The sequence below is a fragment of the Streptomyces sp. NPDC059002 genome, from assembly GCF_042740435.1.
Lineage (GTDB): Bacteria > Actinomycetota > Actinomycetes > Streptomycetales > Streptomycetaceae > Streptomyces.
In genome coordinates, this window is the sequence record NZ_JBHYJI010000038.1 from 15,163 (window position 1) to 35,104 (window position 19,942).

Annotated in this window: 1 protein-coding gene and 3 pseudogenes; all 4 read right to left on the reverse strand. The window is 74.9% G+C overall.

The genetic code is table 11. From position 1 onward, the window contains the following. Positions 1-66: 66 nt before the first annotated feature. The gene (locus ACFWZ2_RS28775) at positions 67-5,175 is read right to left on the reverse strand and encodes a beta-ketoacyl synthase N-terminal-like domain-containing protein (RefSeq protein ID WP_384550506.1); all 5,109 of its coding nucleotides are present in this window, start codon (positions 5,173-5,175) and stop codon (positions 67-69) included. Then, positions 5,172-9,689 (reverse strand): annotated as a pseudogene (locus ACFWZ2_RS28780) (SDR family NAD(P)-dependent oxidoreductase); the annotation flags it as partial. The pseudogene ACFWZ2_RS28780 and the gene ACFWZ2_RS28775, both read right to left, overlap by 4 nt. A gap of 156 nt (positions 9,690-9,845) precedes the next feature. Beyond that, positions 9,846-13,724 (reverse strand): annotated as a pseudogene (locus tag ACFWZ2_RS28785) (SDR family NAD(P)-dependent oxidoreductase); the annotation flags it as partial. 12 nt (positions 13,725-13,736) lie between these two features. Beyond that, positions 13,737-19,937 (reverse strand): annotated as a pseudogene (locus ACFWZ2_RS28790) (SDR family NAD(P)-dependent oxidoreductase); the annotation flags it as partial. Positions 19,938-19,942: the final 5 nt, after the last annotated feature.

A 19,942-nucleotide genomic window follows, 5' to 3' on the forward strand; every position in this document is an offset into this window, starting at 1 on the left:
GGCGGGGGTCCCGCGCGGGGGGGGGGCGCCGCCCCCCCCCCCCCCCCGCCCCTCGGGCTGTTTCTGTCACACGGTTTCCCGCTCGCTGTCCCGGCCGTCCAGCCATTCCGCCACTGCCTCCGCGGTGGGGACGACGGAGTCCTCCAGGATCGTGAAGTGGTTGCCGGGCACCTCGCTCAGCGTGTGGTCGCCCGACCAGGTGGCACGCCACTCCTCGGTACCGGCTCCGGCGGCGAACGACGTGGTGGGCCGTACGAACAGCACCGGTGCCGCGAGCGCGCCCGGCATGCAGTCGACGATCAGGTCGCTGTAGCGGCTCATCGCGGCGAGCCGCGCGGTGCTGAATCCGCCCAGGGACGACTCACGGTCCAGCATGCCGTCGAACATCTGACGCCACAGCTCGTCCTTGCCCTCGTCGCCGGGCAAGTAGGTGTCCAGCAGGACCACTCCCGCCGCCGGAGTGCCCGCCTTCTCCAGGACCTCGGCCGCCGCGTGCGCGAACTGGCCGCCGGAGGAGTACCCCACGAGGACGAACGGCCGGCCGTCGGCCGAGGCCGCGCGGATGCCCTCGACGACCACGTCGACGACGGCGTCCACGGTGCGGGGCAGGGCCTCGCCGGGGACGAAGCCGGGGATCACGGGCACGAGGACGTCGTGGCGGCCGCGGAAGTGGGCGGCGAACCGCGCGTACTGGTGGGCGCCGCCGAGTGCCATCGGCGACGGCAGGCAGATCAGCCGGGGTGTTCCTTCCCCCGTGGACAGCCGTACAGGGGCGGGCACTTGACCCAGTTCGGCGACCGTGGAGAAGCCGGGCAGGATCTCGGCGACCGCCTTCAGGAGATCGAAGCCCTTCGCCATCCGCCCCTCCGCCGCGGCGCGGCGCAGCAGTCCGCCGATCGACTCGGTGTCGGGCCCCTCGTCCGGTGCGCGGTCCCGGTCACTGTGGGCCAGCCGCTCGCGCAGGTGAGCGGCGAGCGCGGCGGGTGTGCCGTGGTCGAAGACAGCGCTCGCCGCGACGGTCGTGCCGAGGACGGTGCCGATGGCGCCGCGCAGTTCGGCCGCGGAGACGGAGTCCATGCCGACCTCGAGGAACACGGCGTCGGCTTCGACGGCCTCCGCTCCCGCGTGGCCGAGGACGGCGGCGGCCTGGGCCCGCACCACGTCCGTCAGCAGGGCCTCCTGCTCCTGCGGGGAGGCCTCGGCGAGGCGGGCACGCAGCGGCGCCGCCGTGTCGCCGGGCGACTCGGGGGACGGCTGAGCGGCTGTCGTGACGGCGAGCGGGTCGACGGTGAGGGGGACGTCGGCGTTCAGCCAGTACCGCTCCCGCTGGAACGCGTACGTGGGCAGGGCGACGCGGTCCGTCCCGGGGAACAGGGCCTGCCAGTTGGGCGAGAGGCCGTCGGTGTGCAGCCGGGCGAGGCCGGACAGGAGGGCGGCGGGTTCGGCGCCGTTCTTCCGGCCGAGCGCGGTGAACGTCGCGGCCTCCGCGGTGGCGCACTCGCGGGCCATTCCGGTCAGTACGGCGTCGGGGCCGAGCTCCACGAAGCGGGTGACGCCGAGTCCGGAGAGGGCGGCGACGGCATCGGCGAACCGGACGGTCCCCCGGACGTGGCGTACCCAGTAGCCGGGGTCGCACAGTTCGTCGGCGCCCGCCGGGCGGCCGGTCAGGGTGGACACCAGTGGGATGGCCGGGGGCTGGAAGGACAGGCTCTCGGCGACCGCGCGGAAGTCGTCGAGCATCGCGTCCATCAAGGGCGAGTGGAAGGCGTGCGAGACGGTCAGTCTCCTGGTCTTCGCGAAGCCCTCGGCGGCGGCGAGCACCGCCTCGCGCTCGCCGGAAAGCACCACGGACGCCGGGCCGTTGACGGCGGCCAGGCCGACCCGCTCGTCGAGCAGCGGGCGGACCTCGTCCTCCCCCGCCCGCACGGCGACCATCGCGCCGCCCTCGGGCAGATCCTGCATGAGGCGGCCGCGGGCGGCGACCAGGGTGCAGGCGTCCTTGAGGGTGAGGACGCCCGCCACATGAGCGGCGGCGAGTTCGCCGATGGAATGCCCCGCGAGGTGGTCGGGACGTATCCCCCAGGACTCCAGGAGCCGGAACAGCGACACTTCGTAGGCGAAGAGGCCGGTCTGCGCGTACCGCGTCCGGTGCATCACGTCCTGGTCGTCGCCACCGAGCACCCCGGCCAGGTCAAGGCCGAGCTCCGCGTCGATCTCGTCGAAGGCGTCGGCGAACACCGGGTAGTGCGCGCGCAGTTCGAGCCCCATGCCGAACCGCTGCGCGCCCTGTCCGGTGAACAGGAACGCCGTCCGCGCACCGGTGCGGGCCCGTCCGGTGACGGCGCCGGGCGAGCCGTCGCCCGACGCGAGCGCACGCAGCCCCGCGAGAAGCTGCTCCCGGTCCGCGCCGGTGACGGCGGCCCGGTGCCCGAAGGCGGCCCGCCGGGTGCCCAACTCCCGGGCGACGGCGGCGGGGTGGAGCCCCGGCCGCCCCTCGACGAAGGCACGCAGCCGCTCGGCCTGCGCGGGCAGGGCCTGCGCGGAGCGGGCGGAGAGGGGCCAGAGGAGGGCGGGGGTGCTCGCCTCATCAGGAGCGGTCGCCCCATCAGAAGCGGTCGCCCCATCACGGGCCGTCGCCTTGCTCGGGGCCGCCGCCTCATCACGGGCCGTTGCCTTGCTCGGGGCCACCGCCCCCTCACGGGCCGTCGCCTCGCTCGGGGCCACCGCCCCATCACGGGCCGTCGCCTCGCTCGGGGCCACCGCCCCCTCACCGGCCGTCGCCTCGCTCGGGGCCACCGCCTGACGGAGAGACACCGCTTCACGCGGGGCGCTCACCTCGCTGAGGGTTGCCTCCTCACGCGGAGCTGCCGCATCACCAGGGGCCACCGCCCCACTGGGGGTGGCCGCCGCACGGGAGACTGCCGAGGGGCCGGAAACTGCCGTCTCACGCGAGGTCACCGCCTCACCCGAGGCCGCCGCCCCGCCGGGAGCAGCGATCCCGCCCCCGACCGGTGCTCCGGACTCGTCCTCCCCCTGCTCCACGATGACGTGCGCGTTCGTGCCGCTGATGCCGAACGACGAGACTCCCGCGCGGCGCGGGCGGTCGCCCCGCGGCCACGGCCGTGCCTCGGTCAGCAGCCGGACGCTGCCGGTCGACCAGTCGACCTGGTCGGACGGGTCGGCCGCGTGCAGGGTCGGCGGGAGTACGCCGTTCCGCATCGCCATGACCATCTTGATGACGCCCGCCACACCGGCGGCGGCCTGGGTGTGCCCGATGTTGGACTTCACCGAGCCGAGCCACAAGGGCGCGTGCCCTGGCCGCTCCTGGCCGTACGTGGCGAGGAGCGCCTGCGCCTCGATCGGGTCGCCGAGCGTGGTGCCGGTGCCGTGCGCCTCGACCGCGTCCACGTCGGCGCCCGACAACCTGGCCGCCGCCAGGGCCTGTTGGATGACCCGCTGCTGGGACGGGCCGTTGGGCGCGGTCAGGCCGTTGGACGCGCCGTCCTGATTGACGGCCGAGCCGCGCAGGACGGCGAGGACGTCGTGTCCGTTGCGCCGCGCGTCCGAGAGGCGCTCCAGGACGAGTACGCCGAGGCCTTCGGCGAACCCGGTGCCGTTGGCGTCCTTGGCGAAGGACCGGCACCGGCCGTCCGGAGACAGCGCGCCCTGGCGGCTGAACTCCACGTAGGTGCCCGGAGACGCCATGACCGTCACTCCCCCGGCCAGGGCGAGCGTCGACTCGCCCTGGCGCAGGGACTGGGCGGCCAGGTGCAGCGTGACCAGGGACGAGGAGCAGGCGGTGTCGACGGTGAGGGTGGGGCCCTCGAGGCCCAGGGTGTAGGCGACGCGGCCGGAGACGATGCTGCCGGAGCCGAAGCTGCCGAAGTAGTCGTGGTACATCAGCCCCGCGAACACCCCGGTCCGGCTGCCGCGCAGGGTCGCCGGATCGATGCCCGCGCTCTCCAGCGCCTCCCACGAGCCTTCGAGGAGCAGCCGCTGCTGCGGGTCCATCACCAGCGCCTCGCGGGGACTGATGCCGAAGAACCCGGCGTCGAAGTCGCCCGCGTCGTGCAGGAATCCGCCCTCGCGGGTGTAGGACCGGCCTTCCTTGCCCGGCTCCGGGTCGTAGAGGTCCGGGTCCCAGCCGCGGTCGGCGGGGAACGGCGTGATGCCGTCCCCGCCGCGCGCGACGAGGTCCCACAACTCCTCCGGCGAGCGGACGCCTCCTGGATAGCGGCAGGCCATGCCGACGACGGCGATCGGTTCACGCGCCGCCGCGGTCAGGGCACGGTTGCGCTCCCGCAGCCGCTCGGTCTCCTTGAGCGAGGCGCGGAGCGCCTCGACCATCCTGGTGTCCTGGTTCGTCACAGGGCTTGTCACAGGGCTCCTTGTCACAGGGCGTCCTCGTCGCCGACGAGGTCGTCGAGCGCCATGCTGATCAGACTCTCCGCATCCATCGCGTCGATCGACGCACGGCCTTGTGCGCCGCTCGCGTCCGGTTCTCCCGCGGGACGCAGACCGGCCAGTTCCAGCAGGTTGTCCAGCAGGCCCGCGTCGCGCAGCGCGGCCACCGGGATGGCGGTCAGCGCCCGCCGGACGGCGTCCTCCTCGGCGTCCTGCGCGGTGCGCTGACGTGGCGTCAGCTCGGTGGTGAGGTGGTCGGCGAGCGCGGCCGGGTTGGGGTGGTCGAAGATGAGGGTGGCGGGCAGCCGCAACCCGGTGACTTCGTTGAGGCGGTTGCGGAATTCGACGGCGGTCAGTGAGTCGAAGCCCAACTCGTTGAAGGCCAGGCCCGGTTCGAACGAGTCGATGCCGAGCACCTGGGTCGCTTCGGTCCGGACCAGGTCGAGCAGCCTGGGGGCCCGGTCCGCCGCCTCCAGGGAGGCCAGTTCGCTCCGCAGCGCCGTCGATGCGGCCGTTGCCGCGGCGGGGGCGACCCGGTGCGGGGACCGGACGAGGCCGCGCAGCATCGGCGGGACCCGGCCGGAACCCCCAAGGGCGGCAAGGTCCAGGCGCACCGGCATCAGGACCGCTTCCTCCCGGCCCGCAGCCAGGTCGAAGAGAGCGAGCCCGGTCTCCTCGTCGAGGGCGAGCACCCCGCCGGACGCCATCCGGCGGCTGTCGGTGTCGTCGAGACGGTCGGCCATGCCGCCGCTGCCGGCCCAGGCGCCCCACGACAGGGAGACCGCGGGCAGACCGAGCGACCTGCGGTGCGCGGCCAGGCCGTCGAGGAAGGCGTTGGCGCAGGCGTACGAGGACTGGCCGGGGCTGCCGAGCAGGCCTGCCGCCGACGAGAACAGCACGAACGCCGTGAGCGGGCGGTCCTTGGTGAGCTCGTGCAGGTGCCAGGCGGCGTCCGCCTTCGGCCGCAGCACCCCGTCGAGGCGCTCGGGCGTCAGCGAGGTGAGCATGCCGTCGTCCAGGACGCCCGCGGTGTGCACCACTGCCGTCACCGGGTGTGCGGCCAGGACGCGGGCCAGTTCCTCGCGGTCGGCGGCGTCACAGGCGACCACGGTCACCTCGGCGCCGAGCTCGGTGAGTTCCTCGCGCAGTTCGGGCGCGCCAGGTGCGTCGGGTCCGCGGCGGCTGAGCAGGACCAGGCGGGGCGCGCCGTGGGCCGTGACCAGGTGGCGTGCCACCAGGCGTCCCAGTGCCCCGGTGCCGCCGGTGAGCAGGACCCCGCCGGACCAGTCGACCGGGGTGTCCTCGGCCCGGCGCGGTGCGCGGACCAGCCTCGGCGCGCTCACCGCGCCCTCGCGCAGGGCGAGTTGCTGCTCGCCGCAGGCGACGGCCGAGGGCAGCGCGCGGTACGACGCCTCGGAGCCGTCGAGGTCGGCGAGCACGATGCGGTCGGGGTGCTCGGACTGCGCCGAGCGCAGCAGACCCCAGGCAGCGGCGCCGCCGAGGTCGGTGACGTCCTCGGGGGCGGGCCCGGCCGCGCCGCGGGTCGCCACGACCAGGGTGGCGTCGGCGAACCGCTCGTCGGCCAGCCAGGTCCGCACCTGGTCGAGCAGCGCATACGTCCCGGCGCGCACCCTCTCGGGATCCGTGCCGCCCAGCCCCGTCCCGTCCGGCCCTGTCCCTCCGGTGTGGACGAGGACGACGGTGTCCGGGGTGGTCCCGGCACCGGCGGCGGCCTCCTCCAGGCCGGACGCGACGGTCACCTCGGCGACCTCGCCGGCCAGCGCGTCCGCGAACGCGTCGGCGCCAGGGCCGACCACCGTCCAGCGCCCGGCCTGCGGGGCCGCGTCACCGGGCACCGGCGCCCAGTCGAGGGCGTACAGGCCGTCCACGCCTCCGGCGGCGGCCGCGGCGATCCGCTCGGGGCTGACCGCCCGCAGCGACAGGGATGCCACGCTCACCACCGGTTTCCCGGCGGGGTCGGCGGCGTCGATGGTCACCGCGTCGGGCCCGTTCGGGGCGATCCGCACCCGCAGCGCGGTCGCGCCCACGGCATGCAGGTCGACGCCGCTCCAGGCGAACGGCAGCTTCATGCGTTCCTCGGCACCCTCGCGCAGCCCGATGGCGTGCAGTGCCGCGTCGAACAGCGCGGGGTGCAGGCCGAGTTCGCCGCCGGTGCCGCCGGTGGGAACGTCGACTTCGGCGTACACCGCGTCGTGCGTCCGCCAGGCCGCCCGCAGCCCTTGGAAGTGGGGCCCGTACTGGGCGCCGAGTTCGGCGAGACGCTCGTACAGGTCTGCCACGTCGACGGGTTCGGCGCCGACCGGGGGCCAGACCGTCAGGTCATGGGCAGCGGTGTTCCGGCCGGGGCGCAGCACTCCGGTGGCGTGCGTCGTCCAGGGGTCGCCGTCGGCCACCGCGGAGTACACCTGGAAGGCGCGGGCGCCGACGGCGTCCGGTTCGCCGACGGTGCACTGGAGCCGCACGGCTTCTTCGTCGGGCAGCACCAGGGGTTCGGCGATGGTGAGTTCCTCGACGGATCCGCAGCCCGTGCGGGCTCCGGCGGCGAGTGCCATCTCGACGAACGCGGTGCCCGGGAGCAGCGGCACGCCGCCGACGGCGTGGTCCGCGATCCACGGGTGCTCGGCGAGCGACAGGTGACCGGTGTACAGGGCGCCATCGGTTCCCGCGAGCTCCACGGCGGTGCCGAGCAGCGGGTGGTCGGCACGGGCGCGGGGTCCTGTGACGTCACCGTTCATCCAGTAACGGCTGCGCTGGAAGGCGTAGGTGGGCAGGTCCGAGGCGTCGCGGTGCGGCAGCAGCGAGGCCCAGTCGACGGTGGTGCCGTGCACGTGCAGGGCGGCCAGGCCGCCGAGCAGCGCCACGGGTTCCTCGCGGTCCTTGCGCAGCAGCGGCACGACGGCGCCCGTGCCGTCCTCGCGCAGGCTCTCCCCGGCCGCCGCGGTGAGGGCGCTGCCGGGGCCGACCTCGGCGAACTTCCGTACGCCCAGGTCCTCCAGGGCCGCGACGGCGTCGGCGAAGCGGACCGCCTCGCGGGCGTGGCGCACCCAGTACTCCGCCGTCGACAGCTCTTCCGGAGCGGCCGGGGCGCCGGTGAGGGTGGACACCAGCGGGATGCGCAGGGTGCCGTACGTCACCGACTCGGCGATCTCGCGGAACTCCTGGAGCATCGGTTCCATCAGCGCCGAGTGGAAGGCGTGGCTGACGTCGAGTTCCTTGGTGCGCTCGAAGCGGGCGGCGACGGCGCGGGCCGCGTCCGCCTCGCCGGACAGGACCACGGAGTCGGGACCGTTGACCGCGGCGATGCCCACGCCTTCGGTGAGCAGCGGGCCGACGGCGTCCTCGGTGGCCTTGACGGCGATCATCACGCCGCCCTCGGGCAGCGCCTGCATGAGGCGGCCGCGCGCGGCGATCAGGGCGCAGGCGTCCGCCAGGGTGAGGACGCCCGCGACGTGGGCGGCGGCGAACTCGCCGACGGAGTGGCCCGCCAGCACGTCGGGCCGTACGCCGAAGGACTCAAGGAGCCGGTACAGGGCGACCTCGACGGCGAACAGGGCGGGCTGGGTGTACTCGGTGCGCGCCAACAGGTCGGCGGAGTCGAGGACTTCGGCGAGCGGCCGCTCCAGGAGCGGGTCCAGGTGGGCGCATACCTCGTCGAAGGCGGCCGCGAACGCGGGGAACGCCTCGGCGAGCCGCGCGCCCATGCCCGGCAGTTGGGAGCCCTGCCCGGAGAACAGGAAGGCAAGCTTCCCGTCGGTCGCCGTGCCGGTCGTGCCCTGCGCCGGTGCGGTGCCTTCCGCGACGGCCCGTACGCCCGCCATCAGTTCGTCGAGGCCGTGGCCGACGACGGCGGCGCGGTGGGCGAGCGCGGTGCGGGCGGTGGCGAGCGCTCCGGCGATCCTGTGCGGATCGGCGTCCTGGACGGCGGCCAGGTGATCGAGGAGCCGGGCGGCCTGGGCACGCAGGGCCCGCGGGGTGTGGCCGGACAGCAGCCACGGCACGGGTCCCGCCGTCGGGGCGGCGGGCGCCTCGGCGGGCTCATCGGCCGGGGCGGCCTCGATGACCACGTGCGCGTTGGTGCCGGAGATGCCGAAGGAGGAGACTCCGGCGCGCCGGGGGTGTCCGGGGTCGGGCCAGGCGCGCGACTCGGTGAGGAGACGTACGTTCCCGTCCTCCCACTCGACGTGCCGTGACGGCGCGTCGACGCCGAGGGTGGCGGGCAGGGTCTCGTGGCGGATGGCCTGCACCATCTTGATGACGCCCGCGACACCGGCGGCGGCCTGGGTGTGGCCGAGGTTGGACTTGACCGAGCCGAGCCACAGCGGATTGTCCGCGGTGTGGTCCGCGCCGTAGGTGGCGATCAGCGCCTGGGCCTCGATCGGGTCGCCCAGGGTGGTGCCGGTGCCGTGCGCCTCGACCACGTCGACCTCGGCCGCGGACACGGCCGCCGTCTCCAGGGCGCGGCGGATGACGCGCTGCTGGGCGGGGCCGTTGGGCGCGGTGATGCCGTTGGACGCGCCGTCCTGGTTGACGGCGGTGCCGCGCAGCACGGCGAGCACCTGGTGGCCGTTGCGGCGGGCGTCGGAGAGCTTCTCCAGGAGGAGTACGCCCGCGCCCTCGCCGAATCCCGTGCCGTCTGCCGCGTCGGCGAACGGCCTGCACCGCCCGTCGCGGGAGAGGCCGCGGTGACGGCTGAACTCCACGAAGGTGCCCGGGGTCGCCATGACGGTCACTCCCCCGGCAAGGGCCAGGGAGCAGTCGCCCTGCCGCAGCGACTGGGCGGCCAGGTGCAGTGCGACCAGCGAGGAGGAGCAGGCGGTGTCGACCGAGAGGGTCGGGCCCTCCAGGCCCAGGGTGTAGGCGACGCGGCCGGAGACGACGCTGCCGGAGCCGAAGCTGCCGAAGTAGTCGTGGTACATGACGCCCGCGAAGACGCCCGTGTCGGAGCCGCGCAGGGTGGCCGGGTCGATGGAGGCGCGCTCAAGGGCCTCCCAGGAGGTCTCCAGGAGCAGCCGCTGCTGCGGGTCGGTGACCTCGGCCTCCTCGGCGTCCATGGCGAAGAAGGCGGGGTCGAAGTCTGCGGCGCCGTAGAGGAACGCGCCGTGCCGGGTGTAGCTGGTGCCGGTCCTGTCCAGGGTCGGGTCGTACAGGGAGTCGACGTCCCAGCCGCGGTCGGCGGGGAACTCGCCGATGGCGTCCCGCCCTTCGGAGATCAGCCGCCACAGGTCCTCGGGCGAGTCGATGTCGCCGGGGAAGCGGCAGCCCATGCCGATGATGGCGATCGGCTCGTCGGCGGCGGCGCGGCGGGCGGCGGCCGGGGCGATGTCCGCCGGGGTGCTCAGGGTGGCGGTGAGCTCGCCGAGCAGGAAGCGGGCGAGTTCGGCCGGGGTGGGGTGGTCGAAGACCAGCGTCGCGGGCAGCCGCAGGCCGGTGGCCGCGGTGAGCCTGTTGCGCAGTTCGACAGCGGCCAGCGAGTCGAAGCCCAGTTCCCTGAAGGGCAGGGAACTGCCCACGTTCTGCGCCGACTTGTAGCCGAGGAGCGTGGCGACGTGGCTGCGCACCAGTTCGGTGAGGAACGGTTCGCGCTCGATCTCCAGGAGGGCGGCGAGCCGGTCGCGGAGCGAGTCGGCGCCGCCCGCCGCGGTGGCCTGTCCGGCCGCGCTGCCCCGCTGGGCCGGGACCAGCGAGCGGAACAGCGGGGCGAGCGCGGGGCCTTGGGCGCGCAGCCCGGCGGGATCCAGCTTGACCGGCAGGACCGCCGGGTCGGGCCCGCGCAGGGCGGCGTCGAAGAGGGCGAGGCCCTCCTCGGTCTCCAGCGGTGCCACACCGCCGCGCGCGATGCGGGACTTGTCGCTCTCGTCGAGCGTGCCGGTCATGCCGCTCGCCTGGGCCCACAGACCCCACGCCAGGGAGTGCGCGGGCAGTCCGGCCGCCCGCCGGTGGGCGGCGAGGGCGTCGAGGTAGGCGTTGGCGGCGGCGTAGTTGCCCTGGCCCGGGGAGCCGAGGGTGGCGGCGGCCGATGAGAACAGGACGAACGCCGACAGGTCGAGGTCCGCGGTCAGTTCGTGCAGGTGCCAGGCGGCGTCGACCTTGGGCCGGAACACCGTGTCGATCCGCTCGGGGGTGAGCGAGGACAGCACGCCGTCGGCGAGGACGCCCGCCGCGTGGACGACGGCGGTCAGCGGCCGGTCGGCGGGGACGGCGTCCAGGACGGCGGCGAGCGCGGCGCGGTCGGCGACGTCGCAGGCGGCGCTGGTGACCACGGCGCCCAACTCGGTGAGTTCCGTGACGAGTTCGTCGGCGGCACCGGAGCGGCTGAGCAGCAGCAGGTGCCGGGCGTGCCATGCGGTGACGAGGTGGCGGGCGACGATGCCGCCCAGGGCGCCGCTCGCGCCGGTGACCAGGACGGTGCCCTCGCCCAGTCCTGCCGGGGTCGTGGCGTCCTCGGCCGGTGCGGTCCTGGCCAGCCTGGGCACCTTCAGCGCGCCGTCGCGGTAGGCCAGATGGGGCTCGCCGGTGGCGACGGCCTCGGCGAGCAGGCTCGCGCCGGGCTCCTCCGCCGCCTCGACCAGGACGATGCGGTCCGGGTTCTCCGTCTGCGCCGAGCGCACCAGGCCGCCCGCCGCCGCGCCCGCCGGGTCGGCCCCGGTGAGGACGACGAGGGTGGCCTCGGAGAGCCGGTCGTCCGCGAGACGGGTGCGCAGGCCGTCGAGTACGTCGGTCACGGCGGCGCGCACCTCGGTGGCGCTCGTCCCCGCGGGCGCGCGCAGCACCTCCAGGGGCACCGCATCGGCCTCCTTCGGCGCGGGTGCGGCGGCCCAGTCGACGCGGTACAGCGATCCGGCGCGGGCCGAGCGCGCCGCGGCGGCCAGCGCCTCGGTCTGCAGGGGCCGCAGGACGAGGGAGTCGACGGTGGCGACGGGGGCGCCCGCGGCGTCGGCGAGCGTCAGGGAGACGGTGCCCTCGCCGGTCGCCCGGACCCGTACCCGCAGCGCGGTCGCGCCGGTGGCGTGCAGCCGCACCCCGGACCAGGAGAACGGCAGCAGGGCCTCGTCGGCGGCGGCGTCGGTCAGGCCGACGGTGTGCAGGGCCGCGTCCGACAGGGCGGGGTGCAGGCCGAAGCCGTCGGCCGTGGCGCCGGTGGCCACCTCCGCGTACACCTCGCTCCCGGCCCGCCAGGCGGCCCGCAGGCCCTGGAAGAGGGGGCCGTACCCGAGCCCGATGTCCGCCAACTCCTCGTACAGACCCTCCAGTTGGATGGCCTCTGCGCCCTTCGGCGGCCATACGGTGAGGCTCTCGCCGTCGGCCGGGAGCGTGCCCGTCGGCGCGAGCAGGCCGTCGGCGTGCCGGGTCCACGGGAGGTCCTCGTCGGGGTCCTCGGGGCGCGAGAACACGGTGACCGGGCGGGTCTCCCCCTCGGGCGCGCCGACGACGGCCTGGAGCTGGACGGCGCCGTGCTCGGGCAGCACGAGCGGTGCCTGCAGGGTGAGTTCGACGATGTCTCCGCAGCCGACCTGGTCACCGGCGCGCAGGGCGAGTTCGAGGTGGCCGGTGCCCGGGAAGAGCAATTGCCCGCCCACCCGGTGGTCGGCCAGCCAGGGGTGGGTCCCGGCCGAGAGGCGGCCGGTGAGGACCGCTCCCTCGCTGTCGGCGCGCACCATGGCGGCGCCGAGCAGGGCGTGGTCGGTGGGGGCCAGGCCCGCCGAAGTGACGTCGGCGCCGCCCGCGTTGCTGTCCAGCCAGTACCACTCGTGCTGGAAGGCGTAGGGGGGAAGCGGCACGCGGCGCGGGCGGCGGCCCTCGCAGGCCGCTTCCCAGTCGACGGCCGCGCCGTGCGTGAACGCCTCGCCGAGCGCGGTCACGAACTGGTCGCGGCCGCCGTGGTCGCGGCGCAGCGAGCCGATGGCGGCCACGGCGTCGTCGGTCTCCTGGATGCCGACGGTGAGCACCGGGTGCGGGCTGGCCTCGATGAACAGGGCGTGCCCGGCGCCGATGGCGGCCTGGACGGCCTCCTCGAAGAGCACGGTGCCGCGCAGGTTCGTGTACCAGTACTCGGCGCCGAGTTCCCCGGTGTCGATCAGGCCGCCGGTGACGGTGGAGTAGAACGGCACGTCGGTACTGCGCGGACGTACGCCGTCGAGGACGTCGAGGAGCTGCTCGCGGATCGCCTCGACGTGCGCGCTGTGCGAGGCGTAGTCCACCGGGAGCAGCTTGGCGCGGACGTTCTCGGTGCGCAGCCGCTCCCGGAGCTCGTGCAGGGCGTCGGCGTCGCCGGAGACCACGGTGGAGCCCGCGCCGTTGACGGCGGCGACCGAAATGCGGCCGTCCCACTCGGCGATGCGTGCCCGCACCGCGTCGGCGCCCTCGGCGACGGACATCATGCCGCCCCCGCCGGACAGGTCCACGGCGATCGCCTTGGAGCGCAGCGTGACGATGCGGGCGCCGTCCTCCAGGGAGAGCGCGCCGGCCACACAGGCGGCCGCGATCTCGCCCTGGGAGTGGCCGATGACCGCGGAGGGCGTGACGCCGCAGGTGGTCCAGGCGTGCGCGAGGGAGACCATGACGGCCCACAGCAGCGGCTGGACGACGTCGACGCTGTCGAGCGTGCCGCGCAGCTCGGTGTGGAAGTCCCAGTCGGTGTGCGGATCGATGGCGGCGGCGCACTCGGCCATGCGGGCGGCGAACGCCGGGGACGTCTCCATCAGTTCGGCGGCCATGCCGGACCACTGGGAGCCCTGGCCGGGGAAGACGAACACCGGCTTGGCGCGCCCCGTCACGGTGGCCTCGGTCAGGCCCGGGGCCGTGGTTCCCTGGGCCAACGCCGCGAGCGCGTCGCGCAGTTCACCGGTGTCGGTGCCGGTGATCGACGCGCGGTGGGCGAAGCGGGCGCGGGCGGTGGCCAGCGTCCAGCCGATGTCGGACGCGTCGAGGCCGGGGTGGGCGTCGAGGTGGGCGAGGAGCGAGGCGGCCTGTCCTGCGAGGGCTGCGGGCGTCTTGCCGGTGAGCAGCCAGGGGACGACCGGTCCGCCCTGCTCATCGGTGGCGGGTACGGGCGCATCGGCGGGTACGGGGGCCTTGGTGGGTACGGGGGCCTTGGTGGGTGCCTGTTCGATGACGATGTGGGCGTTGGTGCCGCTGATCCCGAAGGAGGACACACCCGCACGCCGCGGACGGTCCGCGTCGGACCACTCCCTCTCCTCGGTCAACAGCCGTACGGCGCCCGCCGACCAGTCCACCTTCGTCGACGGCTCGTCCACGTGGAGGGTGCGCGGCAGTACGCCTTCACGCATCGCCATGACCATCTTGATGACGCCCGCGACACCGGCCGCGGCCTGGGTGTGGCCGATGTTCGACTTGATCGAGCCGAGCCACAACGGCGCGTCCTCGGAACGGCCCTGGCCATAGGTGTTCAACAGAGCCTGCGCCTCGATCGGGTCACCCAGCGTGGTGCCGGTGCCGTGCGCCTCGACGACGTCCACATCGGCCGCCGTCAACCGGGCGGCTTCCAGGGCCTGTTCGATCACGCGCTCCTGAGCCGGACCGTTCGGCGCGGTCAGGCCGTTGGACGCACCGTCCTGGTTCACCGCCGAGCCGCGTACGACCGCGAGCACCTCGTGGCCGTTGCGCCGTGCATCCGACAACCGCTCGACGACCAGGACGCCGACGCCCTCGCCCCACACGGTCCCGCCCGCGGCGTCGGCGAAGGCCTTCGTGCGGGCGTCCGGGGCCAGCGCGCCCTGGCGGCTGAACTCGATGAACGTCTCGGGCGTCGCCATCACCGCGACGCCGCCGACCAGGGCGAGGGTCGACTCCCCCTGGCGCAGCGACTGCGCCGCCAGGTGCAGCGCGACCAGCGACGAGGAGCAGGCGGTGTCGACGGAGAGCGAGGGGCCTTCCAGGCCGAGCGTGTACGCCACACGGCCGGAGATGATGCTGCCGGACCCGAAGCTGCCGAAGTAGTCGTGGTACTGCACACCCGCGAACACACCGGTGCGGCTGCCCTTGAGCGTGCCCGGGTCGATGCCCGCGCTCTCCAGCGCCTCCCACGCGCTCTCCAGGAGGAGCCGCTGCTGCGGGTCCATGACGAGGGCTTCCTTCGGGCTGATGCCGAAGAACGACGCGTCGAACGCGCCCGCGTCGTGCAGGAAGCCGCCCTCGCCGACGTACGAGGTGTCGGGACGCTGCCCGGTGGTGTCGACGATGCGGTCGACGTCCCAGCCGCGGTTGTCGGGGAAGGGGCCGATGGCGTCGGTGCCGTCGGCGACAAGGCGCCACAGGTCCTGCGGGGTGCGTACGCCGCCGGGGTAGCGGCAGGCCATGCCGACGATGGCCAGGGGCTCGTCGGCCCGGGACCGGTCGGTGCGCCGGCGCCGGGAGCCCGGTCGGGCGCCGACGGCCAGGGCGCCGAGGTGGGCGGCGAGGGCTTGGGGCGAGGGGTGGTCGAAGATCAGCGTGGCGGACAGCCGCAGGCCGGTCTCGGCGGTCAGGGCGTTGCGCAGCTCGATGGCGGCGAGCGAGTCGAAGCCGAGGTCCTTGAAGGCGCGGTCGGCCTCGACGGCGGCGGGGTCGGTGTGGCCGAGGACGGCCGCGACCTGCACGCGGACGGTGCGCAGCAGCGCCTCGGTGCGCTCCTCGCCGTCGAGGGCGGCGATCCGCTCGGCGAAGGTGAAGTCGGAGGCATCGCCCGCTGCCTCGCGGCGCACGGTGCGCCCGGCCAGGGCGCGGAAGACCGGTGCCGCCGAGGCGCCCTGGGCCCGCAGCGCGGGCAGGCTGAGGCGGACGGGTGCCACGGCGGGCAGGCCGGTGCGGAGCGCCGCGTCGAACAGGGCGGTGCCCTCGTCGGCCGACAGGGCGCTCATGCCGCCGCGGGAGATCCGGGCGCGGTCGGCGTCGTCGAGGGTGCCGACCATGCCGCCGGTGAGGGCGGCCCACGGGCCCCAGGCCAGCGAGAGCGCGGGCGCGCCCCGCGCGCGGCGGTGGGTGGCGAGGGCGTCGAGGAAGGCGTTGGCCGCGGCGTAGTTGCCCTGGCCCGGCGCGCCGACGGTGCCCGCGACCGAGGAGAAGAGCACGAACGCCGACAGGTCGTGGTCCGCGGTGAGTTCGTGCAAGTGGAGCGCGCCGTCGGCCTTGGGCCGCAGCACCGCGTCGATCCGCTCGGGTGTCAGCGAGGACACCACGCCGTCGTCGAGGGTGCCCGCGGCGTGCACGACGGCGGTCAGCGGACGGTCGGCACTCACGTCGGCGAGGACCGCGGCGAGGGCGTCGCGGTCCGCGACGTCGCAGGCGTACGCGGTGGCCAGCGCGCCGAGCTCCGCGAGTTCCGCGACGAGGGCGTCGGCTGCGCCGCCACGGCTGAGCAGCGCGAGATGGCGCACGCCGTGGGCCGTCACCAGGTGTCGGGCGATGACGGGCCCGAGTCCGCCGGTGGCGCCGGTCAGCAGCACGGTGCCCTCGGGGTCGAGGTCCGGTGCCAGGACGTCGGCGCCCTGCTCGGCGCGCACCAGGCGGGCGGCGTGGGCGGCGGTGCCCCGCACGGCGACCTGGGGTTCGCCGGTGGCGAGGACGGCGGGCACCAACGCGTCCGCGTCGGCGCCGGGTTCGAGGTCCAGGAGCAGGCAGCGGTCGGGGTTCTCCGACTGCGCGGAGCGCACCAGGCCCCAGACGGCGGCGCCCGCCAGGTCCGGCACGTCCTCGTCCGCGACGCGCACCGCGCCCCGGGTGACGACGGCCAGCGGCCGCGGGTCGTCGTCCTGGAGGGCGGCGAGGGCGGTGTGCAGGGCGGCCCGTACGGCGTCGGCGGTGGCGCCGGGCGCGCTCTCCAGGAGGCGGTGGTCGGTGTCGGGGGCGTCGGTGTCCAGGGGCAGCGGATGCCAGCCCAGGGTGAACAGCGCGTCGGCCGTCGCGTCCCGCTCGGCGCGCAGGTTGGTCAGCGGCCGGGACGTCAGGGAGGTGACGGTGGCGACGGGGGCTCCGGTGGCGTCGGCCAGGTCGACGGCGAACGCGTCGGGTCCGCTGGGCGCCAGGCGTACGCGCAGCACGGAGGCGCCCACGGCGTGCAGGGACACGCCCGCGAACAGGAACGGCAGGCGGGCGGTGTCGTCGGCCGATCCGTCGCCGAGCAGCGCGAGGGCGTGCAGGGCGGCGTCGAACGCCGCGGGGTGCAGGCCGAAGCGGGCCGCTTCGGCGGCGGGCCGCTCCGCGAGCCGGACCTCGGCGAACAGCTCGTCGCCGCGCTTCCAGGCGGCGTGCAGGCCCTGGAAGACGGGGCCGTAGTCCAGTCCGGCGGCGGCGTGCCGCGCGTACAGGCCCGTGGTGTCCAGCTCTTCGGCGTCCTGCGGAGGCCAGTCGGTGAGGTGGGCGCCGACGGCGGCCGGGGCGCGGCCGAGCAGGCCGGAGGCGTGCAGGGTCCACGGCTCGTCGGCGGGCAGGTTCTCCGCGCGGGCGTACACGTGGACGGTGCGGGTACCGGCCTGCTCGGGCGCGCCGACGGCGACCTGGACGCGCACGCCGTCGCCCTCGGGCAGCACCAGCGGTATTTCCAGGGCGAGTTCCTCCACGTACCCGCAGCCGACCTGGTCACCGGCGCGGACCGCGAGCTCGACCATGGCGGTGCCCGGCACCACCACGGAACCGCCGACGACGTGGTCGGCGAGCCAGGGGTGGGTACGCAGCGAGAGGCGTCCGGTGAGCACGGCACTGTCGGAGTCGGCGAGGACGGTGGCCGCGCCGAGCAGCGGGTGGTCGGCGGAGTCCAGGCCCGCGGAGCTCACGTCGCCGGTGGCGGTGGCGAGTTCGGGCCAGAACCGTTCGCGCCGGAAGGCGGTGGTGGGCAGGTCGACCGTGCGGGCGCCGGTGAACAGCGCGGTCCAGTCGAGCGGGGCGCCCGCGACGTACAGCTGCGCGAGGGCGGTGAGCAGGGTCTCGGTCTCGGCCCGTTCGCGGCGGCTCGCCGCGGCGAGGACCGCGTCGCTCTCGTCGCCCTCGACGCACTCCCGGGCCATGGCGGTCAGGACGGCGTCCGGGCCGATCTCCAGGAAGCGGGTGACGCCCTCGGCGCGCAGGGTGCGGATCCCGTCGTGGAAGCGGACCGCGTCGCGCACGTGACGGACCCAGTAGTCGGGGGTCGTGAGGTCCTGGGCGGCGAGTTCGCCGGTGACGTTGGAGACGACGGGGAGGGTGGCCCGGTGGTAGGTGAGGCCCTCGGCGACGCGGCGGAACTCCGTGAGCATCGGCTCCATGAGCGGCGAGTGGAAGGCGTGCGAGACCTTCAGGCGCCGGGTCTTGTCGAACCGTGCGGCCAGCGCGTCGGCCTCGGCGCTGTCGCCGGAAACCACCACGGAACCGGGCCCGTTGACCGCGGCGATGCCGATGTGCTCCGTCAGCAGCGGCACCACCTCGTCCTCGGTGGCGCGCACGGCGATCATGGCGCCGCCCTCGGGCAGGGCCTGCATGAGCCGGCCCCGGGCGGCGACGAGCGTGGTGGCGTCGCGCAGGTCGAGGACGCCCGCGACATGAGCGGCCGCGATCTCGCCGATGGAGTGTCCCGCCAGGTAGTCGGGGGCCAGGCCCCAGGACTCCACCAGGCGGTACAGCGCCACCTCGAACGCGAACAGCGCGGCCTGGGTGTGCTCGGTGCGGTTCAGCGGCGCGGGGTCGGCGGCGAACACCAGCTCCCGCAGGCCGCCGCCGAAGAGTGCGCAGATCTCGTCGAAGGCGCGCGCGAAGACCGGGAAGCGGGCGTGCAGTTCCTTGCCCATGCCCGCGCGCTGCGCGCCCTGCCCGGTGAACAGGAAGGCGGTCTGTCCCTTGACGGTGCGGCCCCGGACGACGCCGGGAGCGCCGTCGGCGACCTCGGTCAGTCCTGCGCGGAGCGCGTCGAGGTCGGCGCCGAGGACCACGGCACGGTACTGGTGGGCGGTCCTGGTGGCGGCGAGGGAGTACGCGACGTCGGCCGGGTCCAGCGCTTGGACGGCGCCCGACAGGCGTACGGCCTGTTCGCGCAGCGCCTCTTCGGTGCGGCCCGAGACGGGCCAGGGCAGCAGGGGCGGGGCGGTGCGCGGCTCGGGCGCTGCCTGCTCGGGCGCGTCGGAGTCGGCAGACCCGGCAGGCTCCGTCTCGGCCTGCTCCTCCGCGGGGGCCTGCTCGATGATGGTGTGCGCGTTGGTGCCGCTGGCGCCGAAGGAGGAGACCGCGGCGCGGCGGGGGCGGCCGGGGTCGGACCACGTGTGGTGGTCCGTGAGCAGACGGATGTTGCCCGCGCTCCAGTCGACCTTGGTGGACGGCTCGTCGGCGTGCAGCGTCTTGGGCAGCACGCCGTGGCGCAGGGCCATGACGACCTTGATGATGCCGGCCACACCGGCGGCGGCCTGGGTGTGCCCGATGTTGGACTTGACCGAGCCGAGCCAGAGCGGATTCTCCTCGGCGCGGTCCTGGCCGTAGGTGGCGAGGAGCGCCTGTGCCTCGATCGGGTCGCCGAGGGTGGTGCCGGTGCCGTGCGCCTCGACCAGGTCCACGTCGGCGGGCGTGAGCTGGGCCCCGGCGAGGGCGGCGCGGATGACGCGCTGCTGGGAGGGGCCGTTGGGTGCGGTCAGGCCGTTGGAGGCGCCGTCCTGGTTGACGGCCGAGCCACGGACCACGGCCAGGACCTCGTGTCCGTTGCGGCGGGCGTCCGAGAGCCGCTCCAGGAGCAGCATGCCCGCGCCCTCGCCCCAGCCGGTGCCGTCGGCGCCGTCCGCGAAGGACTTGCACCGGCCGTCCAGGGCCAGACCCCGCTGACGGCTGAAGGCGACGAACGAACCAGGCGTCGACATCACCGTCGCGCCGCCCGCCAGGGCGAGCGTGCATTCCTTGGCGCGCAGCGCCTGGACGGCCAGGTGGACCGCGACCAGGGCCGAGGAGCACGCGGTGTCGATGGTGACCGCGGGCCCCTCGATGCCCAGGGTGTAGGAGATGCGGCCGGAGATCACCGCGGCGAGGGCGCCGGTGCCGAGCGCCGCCTCGGTGTCCTGCGGCATCTTCGCCAACAGGTCCCGGTAGTCCTGTCCGTTGGTGCCCGCGAACACCCCGACCCGGCTGCCGTGCACCGAGTCCGGGGCGATCCTGGCCCGTTCGAGTGCCTCCCACGACACTTCCAGGAGGAGCCGCTGCTGCGGGTCCATCGCGACCGCCTCGCGCGGGCTGATGCCGAAGAAGTCCGGCTCGAAGTCGCCCGCGTCGTGCAGGAACCCGCCCCGCTTCACATAGGTCTTGCCCGTGGCGTCGGGGTCGGGGTCGTACAGCGAGTCGATGTCCCAGCCGCGGTCGTCCGGGAAGTCACCGATGGCGTCGGTGCCGTCGTGGACGAGCCGCCAGAACTCCTCGGGCGTGCTGACCCCGCCGGGGAAGCGGCAGCTCATCCCGACGATCGCGATGGGTTCCTGGTCCTGGGTCTCCACCTCGCGCAGCCGCCTGCGGGTCTGGTGCAGGTCGGCGGAGACCCGCTTGAGGTAGGAGAGGAGCTTTTCGTCGTTGGTCATCGCGT